This window comes from Mesorhizobium loti (genome assembly GCA_014189435.1).
GTDB classification, from domain to species: Bacteria; Pseudomonadota; Alphaproteobacteria; order Rhizobiales; family Rhizobiaceae; genus Mesorhizobium; species Mesorhizobium loti_G.
The window spans coordinates 6,020,594-6,033,178 of the sequence record CP050293.1 but is presented as its reverse complement, the minus strand read 5'-3'; the positions used below and the strand labels follow the sequence as shown (position 1 = coordinate 6,033,178).

14 protein-coding genes, 1 tRNA gene and 1 pseudogene are annotated in these 12,585 nt (G+C 62.9%); 5 read left to right on the top strand and 11 right to left on the bottom strand.

Annotated elements, in window-relative coordinates; genetic code table 11:
• Positions 1–8 precede the first annotated feature (8 nt).
• The 4 genes from HB777_28905 to HB777_28890 form a co-directional block, all read right to left on the bottom strand.
• Entirely contained in the window at positions 9–809 is an 801-nt protein-coding gene (locus tag HB777_28905) for an ABC transporter permease (protein ID QND67556.1), read from the bottom strand.
• Complete coding sequence (locus HB777_28900; protein ID QND67555.1) at positions 806–1,732, bottom strand: ABC transporter permease; 927 nt, start codon at positions 1,730–1,732, stop codon at positions 806–808. The genes HB777_28905 and HB777_28900 overlap by 4 nt, the downstream gene beginning before the upstream one ends.
• Complete coding sequence (locus HB777_28895; protein QND68943.1) at positions 1,729–2,814, bottom strand: ABC transporter ATP-binding protein; 1,086 nt, start codon at positions 2,812–2,814, stop codon at positions 1,729–1,731. Before HB777_28895 ends, HB777_28900 begins: the two co-directional genes overlap by 4 nt.
• A gap of 77 nt (positions 2,815–2,891) precedes the next feature.
• On the bottom strand, positions 2,892–3,932 hold the full coding sequence (locus HB777_28890) for an ABC transporter substrate-binding protein (GenBank protein QND67554.1): 1,041 nt from the start codon (positions 3,930–3,932) through the stop codon (positions 2,892–2,894).
• Positions 3,933–4,169: 237 nt separating this feature from the next.
• On the opposite strand from HB777_28890, the gene HB777_28885 reads away from it, so the two are divergent.
• Entirely contained in the window at positions 4,170–4,871 is a 702-nt protein-coding gene (locus tag HB777_28885; GenBank protein ID QND67553.1) for a GntR family transcriptional regulator, read from the top strand.
• A 62-nt stretch (positions 4,872–4,933) separates the two neighbouring features.
• Here the strand turns inward: HB777_28885 and HB777_28880 are convergent, their stop codons facing one another.
• From HB777_28880 to HB777_28865, 4 genes are all read right to left on the bottom strand, one after another.
• A complete protein-coding gene (locus tag HB777_28880) occupies positions 4,934–5,692 on the bottom strand; it encodes an SDR family oxidoreductase (protein QND68942.1) in 759 nt (252 codons plus the stop codon).
• An 85-nt stretch (positions 5,693–5,777) separates the two neighbouring features.
• Positions 5,778–5,981 (bottom strand): hypothetical protein, encoded by a 204-nt coding sequence (locus tag HB777_28875; protein ID QND67552.1) that lies wholly within the window; start codon positions 5,979–5,981, stop codon positions 5,778–5,780.
• Between the two features lie 194 nt (positions 5,982–6,175).
• Positions 6,176–6,478: a YdhR family protein gene (locus tag HB777_28870; GenBank protein QND67551.1), complete on the bottom strand. Its 303-nt coding sequence runs from the start codon at positions 6,476–6,478 to the stop codon at positions 6,176–6,178.
• A 73-nt stretch (positions 6,479–6,551) separates the two neighbouring features.
• Positions 6,552–7,259, bottom strand: coding sequence for a helix-turn-helix transcriptional regulator (locus tag HB777_28865; protein QND67550.1), 708 nt, complete (start codon positions 7,257–7,259; stop codon positions 6,552–6,554).
• A 154-nt stretch (positions 7,260–7,413) separates the two neighbouring features.
• On the opposite strand from HB777_28865, the gene HB777_28860 reads away from it, so the two are divergent.
• Positions 7,414–7,692 (top strand): DUF1127 domain-containing protein, encoded by a 279-nt coding sequence (locus HB777_28860; protein ID QND67549.1) that lies wholly within the window; start codon positions 7,414–7,416, stop codon positions 7,690–7,692.
• A gap of 75 nt (positions 7,693–7,767) precedes the next feature.
• On the opposite strand, the gene HB777_28855 is transcribed toward HB777_28860, so the two are convergent.
• From HB777_28855 to HB777_28845, 3 genes and pseudogenes are all read right to left on the bottom strand, one after another.
• A tRNA-Arg gene (locus HB777_28855) sits at positions 7,768–7,844 on the bottom strand.
• Between the two features lie 296 nt (positions 7,845–8,140).
• Complete coding sequence (locus HB777_28850) at positions 8,141–9,595, bottom strand: HAMP domain-containing histidine kinase (GenBank protein ID QND68941.1); 1,455 nt, start codon at positions 9,593–9,595, stop codon at positions 8,141–8,143.
• A 73-nt stretch (positions 9,596–9,668) separates the two neighbouring features.
• Positions 9,669–9,892 (bottom strand): annotated as a pseudogene (locus HB777_28845) (hypothetical protein).
• An 18-nt stretch (positions 9,893–9,910) separates the two neighbouring features.
• Here HB777_28845 and rpmH point away from each other — a divergent pair.
• The 3 genes from rpmH to yidC are packed head-to-tail and all read left to right on the top strand — an operon-like array spanning position 9,911 to position 12,241.
• Complete coding sequence (gene rpmH / locus HB777_28840) at positions 9,911–10,045, top strand: 50S ribosomal protein L34 (protein QND67548.1); 135 nt, start codon at positions 9,911–9,913, stop codon at positions 10,043–10,045.
• A gap of 16 nt (positions 10,046–10,061) precedes the next feature.
• Positions 10,062–10,415: a ribonuclease P protein component gene (locus tag HB777_28835; GenBank protein QND67547.1), complete on the top strand. Its 354-nt coding sequence runs from the start codon at positions 10,062–10,064 to the stop codon at positions 10,413–10,415.
• Between the two features lie 14 nt (positions 10,416–10,429).
• Positions 10,430–12,241 carry a membrane protein insertase YidC gene (gene yidC, locus HB777_28830; GenBank protein QND67546.1) on the top strand — a complete coding sequence of 604 codons (1,812 nt, stop codon included), beginning with the start codon at positions 10,430–10,432 and terminating at the stop codon, positions 12,239–12,241.
• Positions 12,242–12,585 lie beyond the last annotated feature (344 nt).

Genomic DNA, 12,585 nt, shown 5'->3' with positions numbered 1-12,585 from the left:
TGGTGAAATCAATGCCGCCGCCCGAAGATCTGCGCAACCGACAACAGCACGACCGACAGCACGATCAGGCAGGTCGAGATGGCGGCGATCGTCGGGTCGATCTGGTCGCGCAGCGCATTGAACATGCGGCGCGTCAAGGTCGTGGTCTCGCCGCCCGAGATGAACAGCGACACCACCACTTCGTCGAAGGAGGTGATGAAGGCAAACAGCGCGCCCGAAACGATCGAGAAGCGGATCTGCGGCATCGTCACCTGCCAGAAGGCGGCGACGCGTCCGGCGCCAAGGCTGCGCGCCACCCGCTCCTGGTTCATGTCGTAGGAGCGCAGCCCGGAAAGCACGGTCAGCACCACCAGCGGCAGCGCCTGCACCGTATGCGCGATGACCAGCCCGGTCAGCGTGTTGTTGAGCCCGATGCGCGCATAGAGGAAGAAGGTGCCGATGCCGATCAGGATCACCGGCACGATCAGCGACGCCGTCAGCAGCGCGTTGATGGTGCCGTTGAAGCGCAGCGTGCCCCGGTTGATGGCATAGGCGGCGGCAGTGCCGAGCGGTGTCGCCACGAGCACGGTCATAACAGCCACCTTGACCGAGACGATCGTGGCGTCACGCCACTCCAGCGACCCGAAATAGGCCTGGTACCAGCGCAGCGACCATTGCTGCGGCGGGAATTGCAGCAGCGTCGAATCCGAAAACGACATGATGACGATGATGATCGACGGCGCGATCAGGAACAACAGCACGAGGCCGCCGAGGCCGTAGAGCCACAGGCGTTGCCGGTGCGAGATCGGCAGGCCAAAATCCTCGCTCATCGCGAACTCCACACACCTGTGGCGCGCGCGCCGAGCAGCCACTGGAACAGGCCGAGAAGCGCCAGCGTCACCACCAGCAGCACCACGCCAAGTGCCGCCCCCGCACCCCAGTTGGAATAGAGGCTGGTGGTCTGTTCCATGCGCATCGCCCACATGATGACCTTGCCGCCACCCATCAGTGCCGGCGTGACGAAGAAGCCGAGGCAAAGCACGAAGACGATGACCACGCCCGAGGCGAGGCCTGGCAGCGACAGCGGGAAGAAGATCTGCCGGAAGGTGGCGGCCGGGCCGGCGCCAAGGTTCATCCCGGCGCGCAGGCAATCGGTGTCGATGGTCTTCATCGAGGCGTAGAGCGGCAGCACCAGGAACGGCAGCAATATATGCGTCATGCCTATGACGACGCCCGACAGATTGTTGGCAAGCGACAGCGGCTGATTGATGACGCCGAGATCGATCAGCCAGCTGTTGATCAGGCCCTTGCGCTGCAGGATCACCAGCCAGGCATAGGTGCGCACCAGAACCGATGTCCAGAACGGCAGGATGACGAAGATCAGGCAGATCGATGCCGCCCGGCGCGGCAGCTGCGACAGCATGTAGGCCAGGGGATAGCCGAGCAGGACGCAGGCACCGGTGACGATGAAGGCGACCTTGAAGGTGGTGACGAAGGTCTTGATGTAGGAAGCCTGCTCGAAGAAGCGCGCATAATTGGCGGCGCTGAAGGCGCCGGCTTCGTCGAACAGCGACAGCCAGAACAGCCAGCCGATCGGCACGATGATGATGGCGAAGACCAGGAAAAGGCTTGGCGCCAACAGCGCCAGCAGCCGCAGTGACTCGCGCCGGGCGTCGGCGCGCAGCGCCTGCGTGTTCAGCTCCCGGCCTGCTCGGTCGCCAGTCTCTTCCATGAGGGCGGGCTGCGCGCTCATGAGTCTGCCGCCACCAGGATCGTGTCCTGCGCATCGAGGCCGAGCCTGACCGGCTGGCCGGGAGCCGGCATTCTGGCCAGCACGTCGCTGCGGCAATAATCGCGCAATGTCAGCTGACGGCCATCGCGCAGCACCGCGTAGCAGACGAAGCTGTCGCCCTGATAGATGATGTCGCTGAGCGTCGCCTCAAGCACGTTGACGCCGCTTGCCGGCTCGGCATTTGCCAGCAGCCGCAGCTTTTCCGGCCGCACCACCATCAGGTGCTGGCCTGATGCCGGTGCCGGCGCTGCTGTGTGGATTCTGCGGTCCTCGTACCAGATCGAGCCGTTACGGCACTCGACCGGGATGAAATTCGATTCGCCGATGAAGCCGGCTACAAACCGCGTTTGCGGCGTGGCGTAGAGGGTTTCGGGCTTGTCGAGCTGTTCGATGCGCCCGGCGTTCATGACAGCGATGCGGTCCGACATGGTGATGGCTTCGCGCTGGTCGTGCGTGACATAGACCGTGGTCATGCCAAGCCGCCGGTGCAGGGCGCGCAGCTCGATCTGCATGTGCTCGCGCAGGCCTTTGTCCAGCGCCGACAGCGGCTCGTCCATCAGCACGATGCGCGGCTCGAAGACGATGGCGCGCGCCAGCGCCACACGCTGGCGCTGGCCGCCGGAAAGCTGGTCGACCCGGCGCTCGCCTAGGCCCTGCAATTTCACCAGATCGAGCGCTTTCTCGACACGCCCGGCCATCTCGGCGGCGGCGACGCCGCGCTGCTTGAGCGGAAAGGCGATGTTGTGGAAGACGTTCATGTGCGGAAACAGCGCGTAGTTCTGGAACACCATGCCGATGTTGCGCTTGTGCGGCGGCGTGGTGATGATCTCCTCGTCGCCGACCCTGATCGAGCCGGCATTGGCCCGCACAAAGCCGGCCAGGATCATCAGCAGCGTCGTCTTGCCGGAACCGGAAGGCCCGAGCAGCGTCAGGAATTCGCCGGCGTCGACATCGAGGTTGAGGTCGCGCAACACCGCTACGCTGCCAAATCGTTTCTCGATCCCGCGCATGCTGATCGGCAGCGCGGATGGCGCAATGGACAAGATCATCGTCTCCTGAGCTGAGGCGGCAAAAGCAGGGCGAGACACCGCCCTGCCGTGGTTTGGGTTTTGGCCGCAGCCTATTGCTGGATCAGATTGTCGAACTTTTCAGTCGCCTCGACCAGGTTGTCGCGCCAGAACTCGGCATCTTGCAACACCTGCTTCTTGACGTTTTCGGGCGCCGAATTGATGTCCTTGATCCTGTCCTGCGGGATCTTGCCGGTCTCGAAAGCCTTCTCGTTCACCGGCCCATTGTCGACATAGAGCGGCAGATTGGCCTGCAGTTGCGGGCTGACGAACATCGCAAGCGCCTTCATGGCCGCTTCCTTGTTCTTGGCGCCCTTGGGGATGACCATGCAGTCGGCGGTCAAAACACCCTGGTCGAAGGAGAAGCTGACCGGCGCGCCTTCCTTCTTCAACGTGCCGGCGCGGCCGTTCCAGATGCTCGCCATGTCGACTTCGCCGTCCTTCACCAGTTGCATGGCCTGGGCGCCGGAGGTCCACCAGGCGTCGACATGGCCGCGGATCTTGTCGACGGATTTCAGCGCGCCGTCGACATCGACCGGATAGACCTTGTCGATCGGCAGGCCCGAGGCGAGTGCCGCGACGCTGAGCGTCTCGGTCGCCTGGCTGCCGCTCAGCGCGCGCCGTCCCGGGAATTTTTCCACGTTCCAGAAATCGGCCCAGGTCTTGGGGCCTTTGTCGCCAAAAACGTCCGTCCGGTAGATCAGCACGACCGACGTGTAGGAAATGCCGACCCAGTCGTCATGGACAAGCTTCGGGTTGATGCCGGTCTTGTCGATAATGCCGTAGTCAAGCTTCTCGAACAGCCCTTCCTTCGAGCCGCGCGCGCATTCGTCGGCGCCAAGTTCGGTGATGTCCCATTTCACCGCATTGCCGGTCACCTGCAGCCGCACGTCGTCGAGGCCGTTGGTGGTGTCTTCCTTGATGGTGATGCCGAGCGCATCGGCGGTCGGCTTGAAGAACGCCTTGGTCTGCGCCTCCTGGTAGGTGCCGCCCCACGAGGCGACGGTGATGGTGTCGCCCGCCATGGCGGGCGCCGCGAGCGAGGCCATGAGGCCCGCCATCGCGGCAATGCTAACGCGTCTGGTCCTGTTCATTTTCGGCTCTCCACCGGTGTTCCCATTGTTTTTGATTTCGCATGCTATCTTGTATACAATTTTGAGTGTAGCTTGGAGATCGATGATGTCAACACCGTTTGGTGCGATCGAATTTATGCGTTTCGATCCGGACAAGGTGGTGGGGGACGGCTTGGTCGGAGGCGTGGCAAAATACGCCGACTGCGGCTACAGCTATGCATGTTCCGGCTGAAAGGCCGGAGAAGTGGGAAGGGAAGCTTGGCCAAGGAAACCAAAAATACGCTGCGCGACTCGGTCTACTCCGCGCTCAAGGCGATGATCGTGACCGGCCAGATTCCGCCGGGCTCACGCGTTACCGAAAACGACATCGCGGCGAAGCTGACTGTCAGCCGCACCCCGGTGCGCGAGGCCTTCAATCGCCTCGAGCGAGACGGCCTGGTCACCGGCCGGCCGCGCCAGGGCTATGTCGTCACCGAGTTCGACATCAACATGTTCCGCGAGGCCTTCGAGATCCGCGAACTGCTCGACGGCCATGCGACCGAACTGGCGGCGGCAGCGGCGACAGAAGTGGACAAGGCGCGGTTGCGCGCCATGCTGGCCGAATGCGAACGGCTGGCCGCCATTCCGGACCGCACCAACAGGGAAAAATTCCAGGAACTGGAAGTCGGCATCGACCTGCACCGCGTCATCGCCGAAATCAGCGGCAATGTCATGCTGCACAACATGCTGTGCGGCATCCTCGACAAGTGCCAGCATTATGTCTGGACGGAACTGCTCTGGCTGGACGAATGGAAGATCGCCCGCGACGAGCACGCCGAAATCGTCGACGCAATCTGTGCCGGCGACGCTGCCAGAGCCGGCTCGCTGGCCCGCGCCCATGTGCGCGGTTCGCGAGACAACGTGCTACGCCTGCTGCAGGCCAAGTCGGACTATCGGAATTTCCTGGCCAAGGCGTCGTGAACGGGGGCAGCCCGAATGGGGCCTGTCCGCCGACTGCCTCTGACGATAATCGCCGGCAGGCCTCAGCCCTTGCGCTCCTGAAGGCTGTTGCCGCCGTCGACCACCAGCAGGGCGCCGTTGACATAGCTGGCGCCTTCCGATGCCAGGAACACGACCGTCGCGGCAACCTCGTCGGGCCGCCCGGCCCGCGCCGGCGGCGTATGCAGGGCGGCTTGCCGTTCCATCTCGCTCGACGACCCCGTTTCGATCCAGCCGGGGGCCACGGCATTGGCCGTGATGCCGCTTTTCGCCACTTCGAGCGCCAGCGTGCGCGTCAGGCCGACCATGCCGGCCTTGGCGGCGGAATAGGCCGATGTGCCTTCAAAAGACACCAGCGGCCCGGTGACCGAAGCCACATTGACGATGCGCCCGTAGCCCGCTTCGACCATCGCCGGCAGAAACGCCTTCGTGACGAGGAACGCCGTCTTCAGGCTGACGTCGATCCCCTGATCCCAGTCGGCCTCGGTCATGGCGAGAAACGCTTTGTCGGCCGAAGGCGATGCCAGCGAGCCCATGCCGGCATTGTTGACCAGGATGTCGACCGCGCCGACATCAGCCCGAAGCCGCGCGACGTCGGCGGCGATGGTGAGATCGGCGATTGCGGCTTTGGCATCGATGCCGTCGGCGCAAAGCGCGGCGGCGCGATCGAGCACACGCCCACTGGCGCCCGTGAGGAAAACGGCATGGCCGGCAAGGCCGAGTTGCCGGGCAATGGCAAAGCCGATGCCGTTGGCCGCACCGGCCCCGGTGATCAAAGCGCGCTTGGTGCGGGTAGGAAACATGGTCAAATCAGGCTCCGCTGGTTACATGAATGGTTTTGGCGCACCGGAGAGGATGAAACTGGGCGCCGTTATGTCATTGTTACGCCTATTGATTTCTAAGATCACCTCTCGGAGCGGAGTGACGGCTTTGCGCTACAACCGGACTCTCGAGCCGATTACCGACTTGGTCTCGCACCACGGCGGACACCGCGACGCTGCCAGGCTTGGCGATGCTCTCGACACGCGCTGCAACATTGACGCCGTCGTCATAGATGTCACCGTGGTCGAAGGTGATGTCGCCCACGTCCATCCCGATGCGGAACTCAATCCGCCGCTCTTCCGTCCACTACTGCGCGCGGCGTGCTAGCGAACGTCGGGCTTCTGGCCGCGCTCCTGCTACTACTCCTGATTGGCTTGAGCTGACTTTATACACGCGCGACAGCGGAAGGCGTTTCGTCCCGCTATCTCAACTATCAAATACGCCCCTCCTAACCTCCGAGAATGCTACTTCACCGGGCCACGTGTGATGGACGTGAGTTCCACGATCACGTCAAACGCCTTGATGCTCAACGTCGGGTCCCCTTTCATCTCCGCAATAATTGGCCCGTCCACGAAGGCCTGCACTGCGGCGTCATTGTCGAATAGGTAGATTCCCCCGGCTTCGCTTTGGGCCTCGTTTATGATCCAGACCTTCCAGCGCAGGCCAGGTATGTCCGCGATGGGTTGAGCATAGGGCAGGTTTTCTTTCTCGTACTCGGCCCTCGGCCCGTTGAGCTTGTAGTTGATTTGCAGAATTTTGGCCGACATGTCTTTCCTCCCTATTCTCTGTCGTAGGCGTTGCACGGCCACCCCGGATGAGGCTGCAACCTCGGTACGGTTTTCAAGAAAGCGGGACGATTCCCTCAAGCGCCGCATAGACCGAGGTTCGTAGCCAACGGTGCATGTTGCGGGCAAGGCCGGGGTCACCGCTCAGGAAAAGGCCGCCTCTTTCTTTCTCACGCTCGATGCTGGAACGGCCCTCCAGGATGGCCCCAAGCGAAACAACGCTGGTCTCGACGTAAAGGTCGACGTCCCGGCGGGGGTCGAGCGAGCATAGCTCGGGCAAGTCCGCGCCTGGCTCGACCACAAACCAGTAATGGGGACACTTCGGTGGGGGATCGTCGCGGAAATGGAAGCGGATGACGGCGCGCCGCCGCGGCAGTTCAGCGAGGTCGATCTTTCGGCGCACGACCCACATGAGGGTCGAAACATCTACGTCTCCAAGCGCGATTTCCGCCTCGATGTTGCATTGCGCCCATTCCGCCAGCGCGTTCATCGCCGGCTCGAGCTTGATCGACTTCTCGGTGCGGAAATAGCCGATGGTGCCCGTCGCCTCGTCCTCGACGCGCTCGACCAGGCCCAACGCTTCCATCTCCTTGAGTCGCCTCGACAAGAGGGCGGACGAGATGTTGCCCACCCCCTTGCGAATGTCATTGAAGCGGGCCGAGCCGTTCCAGAGCTCGGTTAGGATTTGGATCGTCCAGCGCGGCTCCAGGAACTCGCAGGCGCGCGAGATCGGGCAGACCAGTCCGTAAGGCCGTCGCGCCATGGCTGAGCGCTCCTTTGCCGCAGGTTAGGCCTTGCGGAGGTCTAAGGCCAGTTCACAATCTGAAGCGGAACGCTTCCGAAGCTGCCCTGGTGCCTTCCCGCCTTCTGCCGTCATGGTGATCGCCATTCGAGCATCCCGACCAACGGAGGTTACCATGACCTGGCATAATATGACGCAATCGACATTAGGCCAGACTGCACGGCGCGTGCCGGGCACTTTTCTTGATCCTCCGCTCGAACGCCTGCTGGCCCTTGTCCATGAGTGGCGGACCCGCCGCAACATAGAGCGCGAGCTTGGTCACCTGTCCAACTTCCATCTGCGCGATGTTGGCTTAACCAAAGCTGACGTCGAAGCGGCCTGCGCCGACAGCCTCGATCAATCCGCCTCTCACGCGCTCAAGAGCGCAGCGCAGAACCGCACGGGCAATTGGTGAGAAGGGAATTCCAGACGGTTCTCAAAGTCGACTGGGGTCGCGGGCGAGAATTGAGCAATTTCAATGTATTGCGAATGGCGCGCCCGAAGAGATTCGAACTCCTGACCCCCAGATTCGTAGTCTGGTGCTCTATCCAGCTGAGCTACGGGCGCGCATCAGGCCATGCTTTTCATGGCCCCGCGATCCGATCGTGAACGACCGGCCGCGACGAGACGTGTTCCCTAGCGACTGAATTTCGGAAAAGCAAGCCGATCCGGCAAAAGTTTTGTCACAAGTGCCTTGGCTGACGATGACGGCCCGGATTCTGGCGCTTGGAAACGGCCACTAAGCCGGGTTCGAGTTCGATCCTTCAAGGATGAGCATCCATCTCGAAGGAACGAGCATTGGCCGGCAGGGAAGAGCGCCGGCCTTGGAAGCACGAGCATCGGGCGACACAGCGCCCGCCCCATCATGCCGGGCGGCGCAGGCCGTTGCGGGCCTGGTCGAGCCGCACCGGCTGGTCGGGAATGGTGACGGCGAATGTGGTGCGCCCGCCAATGCTCTCGACCAGTTCCACCGTGCCGCCATGCGCGCGGATCAGCTCGTGCGCGATCGCCAGGCCAAGGCCGGTGCCGCCGCTGCGCGCCGAGCCGCGAAAGGCCGCGAACAGGTTTTCGCGCGCTTTCGGCGGCAGGCCGGGGCCGGTGTCGGTGACGGCGATGCGGCTGACACTGCCCAGGCGCACGGCCGACACCGCCAGGCGGCGCACCAGGGCGCTTTCACTGTCGGCCGCCATCGCTTGCACCGAGTTGCGGCAAAGATTGGTCAGCACCCTGAACAGCTGGTCGGAATCGGCGTCCACCTCGAAGCTCTGTTCGACGGCATTGACGAACTCGATGCCGCCTTCGGTGTCGAGCAGGCCATGGACGTCCTCGACCAGCTGGTACAGCCGCAGCCTGCGGCGCGAAGGTGGCGGCTCCTGCGTGCGGCCATAGGCGAGCACGCCTTCGGAATAGGACACGGCACGGTCGAGCGCGCGCAGCAGTTTCGGCGCGAAGGCCTGCACGGTCGGGTCCTTGACCTGGCGCAGGCGGTCCGACATCAGCTGCGCCGAAGCCAGGATGTTGCGCATGTCATGGTTGATCTTGGAGACGGCAAGGCCAAGGTCGGCAAGGTGCTTCTGCTCGGAGAGCATTTTTTGCAGCCGCTCCTGCATCTGCGAAAGCTCGCGCTCGGCGACGCCGATCTCGTCGGCGCGGGCGGCCGGGTGGATGATACGCCCGGGATCGTCAGGGGCCTCGGAAAAGGACAGCATCGAGCGCGTCATCGTCCGGATCGGCCCGATCATGATCAGGTCGATGGCGGCATAGACCAGCATGGCGGTGAACAGCGAGATCAGCAGCGAGACGAAGGCGACGTTGCGGGAATATCGCAGCATCGCATTGCGCAGGCTGTTGTCGGGCATGATCAGCTCGAACTCCTTGTCCGAGTCGCCGACCGGGCCGAAAACGCGCAGCATCCGGTTGCCGCCGAAAAACAGCGTGTCGAGTGCGCCGGTCATGCCCTTGATCATGCCGATGCTGGCGATATCGATGTGTTCGTCGACCTTGGGCGGCATTTCGGCCACCACCAGCAGCCGCGAGACGCCGCCGTCGCGCACCGCGATCGCCTTGGCGCCGATTGCCATCAGCACGTCGTTCTGGGCCGTGCGCGACAGCGAGGTGGGTTCACCCTGCACCAGCACGATCGACACGGCCGCCGCCGTACTCAGCCGCTCCTTCAGCCAGTTCAGCCGGTAGCTGGCGATCCAGGGCAGGAAGATCAGCACTTCGGCCAAAAGCACGAAGACGATGGTGAGCAGCAGCAGCTTGGTCGACAGGCCGCGCGACAGCGGCACCGTGCGCACGATGGCTGGCTCCGCCATGCCGATCCCTTCCTGCGCTTGTATGGTTTCGCTCATGCGGTCCATGTCTTCACAATCACTTGATCAACGCAGATTAGGCGATTACGGCTTTTTTGCCAATTTCATCCTTGGTCGGAAACATAAACCGGCCTGAATGCCGCCGGGCTTGCGCCCGACGACTCCGGATTGACTTCCAAAAGCCTTCTTTCTATAAGCCCGCACACGCTCGGGCCATTCGTCCCGGCGCGGTTTCGATCGCGCCAAAGCCGGCCCGGCAAAGCTCCTGTTACACAGTGACAGAATCAAGAAGGGCCGCACCCCGCGGTATTAAAACAAATGAAGCGTACCTACCAACCGTCTAAACTCGTCCGCAAACGTCGGCACGGCTTCCGTGCCCGCATGGCCACCAAGGGTGGTCGTGGCGTCGTCGCAGCTCGCCGCAACCGCGGCCGCAAGCGGCTCAGCGCCTGAACGGAAGACGAGATCGTTGCCCGCATCCGGCAAGCCAGTGGGACCAAATCCCAAGCGGCTTCTGAAGCGCGCGGAATTCCTGGCCGTCCGTCGTGGTGAAAAGCGACGCGGGCGGCTTTTTCTCGTTGAAGTTCTCGACCGCGGCGACGGCCTGTCGCCGCGCGTCGGCTATACCGTCACCAAGAAGGTCGGCAATGCGGTTGTCCGCAACCGCGTCCGGCGGCGGCTGCGAGAAGCCGTCCGTACGCATGCGGCAAGTGACATGGCGCCTGGCAATGACTATGTCATCGTCGGGCGTGAAGACGTGCTTACCACTCCGTTCGGCCAGTTGAAGGCCGAACTCTCCCGCCGACTGCGCGGAACACGATAGGCCAAGGGCTTTCGATGGAAAACAACCGGAACTTCTTCATCACCATCGCGCTGTCGGTGCTGATCCTGGCGGTATGGCAATATTTTTACGTCTTGCCGCGCAGCGAAGCGCAACGCGAGGCAGCCCGCGTCGAACAGCAGCGCGTCGAGGAGCAGAAGAAGGCCGCCGGCACCAACCCCGGCGCCGACACCGGAACGCCCGCAGCGCCTGGCGCCATTCCGAATGCACCCGGCACCGATGCCGTGACGCCGGCCGGCCGCGAACAGGCGCTCGCCACGACGACCCGCGCCAAGATCGATACGCCAAGCCTCGAGGGTTCGATCAACCTGACCGGCGCCCGTCTCGACGACCTCAAGCTCAAGCACTACACCGAGACGGTCGACAAGAACTCGCCCGAGATCAGCCTGCTCAACCCGGCAGCACTCCCCAATGGCTATTATGCCGAGATCGGCTTCGTCGGCAACGACAAGACCGGCGCGGTGCCCGGTCCCGAGACTGTGTGGGCCGTCGACGGCAATGCCACGCTGACGCCGACAACCCCGGTCACGCTGACCTATTCGAACGACAAGGGCCTGACCTTCAAGCGCACCTTTTCCGTCGACACCAATTACATGTTCACGGTGTCAGACACGGTGCAGAATTCGGGCACGGCCGCCGTCTCGCTGTCCAATTACGGCCGCGTCACCCGGTTCGACAAGCCGGCCGTCGCCAGCACCTATGTGCTGCATGAGGGCCTGATCGGCTTCACCGGCACCGAAGGCCTGCAGGAACACAAATACGCGTCCATCGAGAAGGACAAGCAGTTCACGCCGGGCAAGTCGACCGACGGCTGGCTCGGCATCACCGACAAATACTGGGCGGTGACGCTGGTGCCGACCGAAAAGCAGCCGTTCCAGCCACGCTACGCCTATTTCGAGGACGGCCGCCATCGCTACCAGTCCGACTTCCTGACCGACCCGATCACCGTCGATGCCGGTCAGTCGGCGACGGTCGAGAGCGAAATCTTCGCCGGGGCCAAGGAAGTCGGCAAGATCAACGCCTATGCGGAAGACCGTCACATCAAGCGGTTCGACCTGTTGATCGACTGGGGCTGGTTCCACTTCATCACCAAGCCGATGTTCTGGCTGATCGACACGCTCTACAAATTCTTCGGCAATTTCGGCCTGGCGATCCTCGCCACCACCGTCATCGTTAAGGCCATCTTCTTCCCGCTTGCCAACAAGTCCTACGCGTCGATGGCGAACATGAAGAAGGTGCAGCCCAAGATGCTCGAGATCCGCGAGAAATACGCGGACGACAAGATGAAGCAGCAGCAGGCGATGATGGAGCTGTACAAGACCGAGAAGATCAATCCGCTCGCCGGCTGCTGGCCGGTGGCGCTGCAGATCCCGGTCTTCTTCTCGCTCTACAAGGTGCTCTACATCACCATCGAGATGCGGCATGCGCCGTTCTTCGGCTGGATCCAGGATCTGGCGGCACCCGATCCGACGTCGATCTTCAATCTGTTCGGCCTCGTTCCGGTCACCTTGCCGCACATGCTGATGATCGGAGTCTGGCCGCTGATCATGGGCGTCACCATGTTCCTGCAGATGCGCATGAACCCGACGCCGCCGGATCCGACCCAGGCCGCGATCTTCACCTGGATGCCTGTCATCTTCACCTTCATGATGGCGGGTTTCCCGGCTGGCCTGGTCATCTACTGGGCCTGGAACAACACGCTGTCGATCCTCCAGCAAGGCGTGATCATGAAGCGCCAGGGCGCCAAGATCGAGCTGTGGGACAATCTGATCGCACTGTTCCGAAAGAAACCGTCGCCGGCGGAGTAGTCGGCGCTCTCCGTCACGAAATCAAAAAAGCCCCGGTCGGTTCACCGCCCGGGGCTTTTTCGTTGATCCATTCCGGCCCATTTCCAATCTCCGGTGAAACTTTGGCGCGCCGCGTCTCGTAATTGCGCGTTGCCATCCTGCGGCCTGCGCTTCGGCGCGCTTGCGGCGGTGATGGATTTGCGTCGTTGCGGACCACCGCGTTTCGCGACGCCGGCAAGATGTGCTTGCCAAGACGGCTTCCGGCGCAAAGGCGCCGGTGTTTGGGAGGCCGTGACGGCAGACCGGGGTCCTGCAGGGCCTCCACGGGACCCCGGTTCTTTTGCGCACAGTCGAAGGTTATGCGA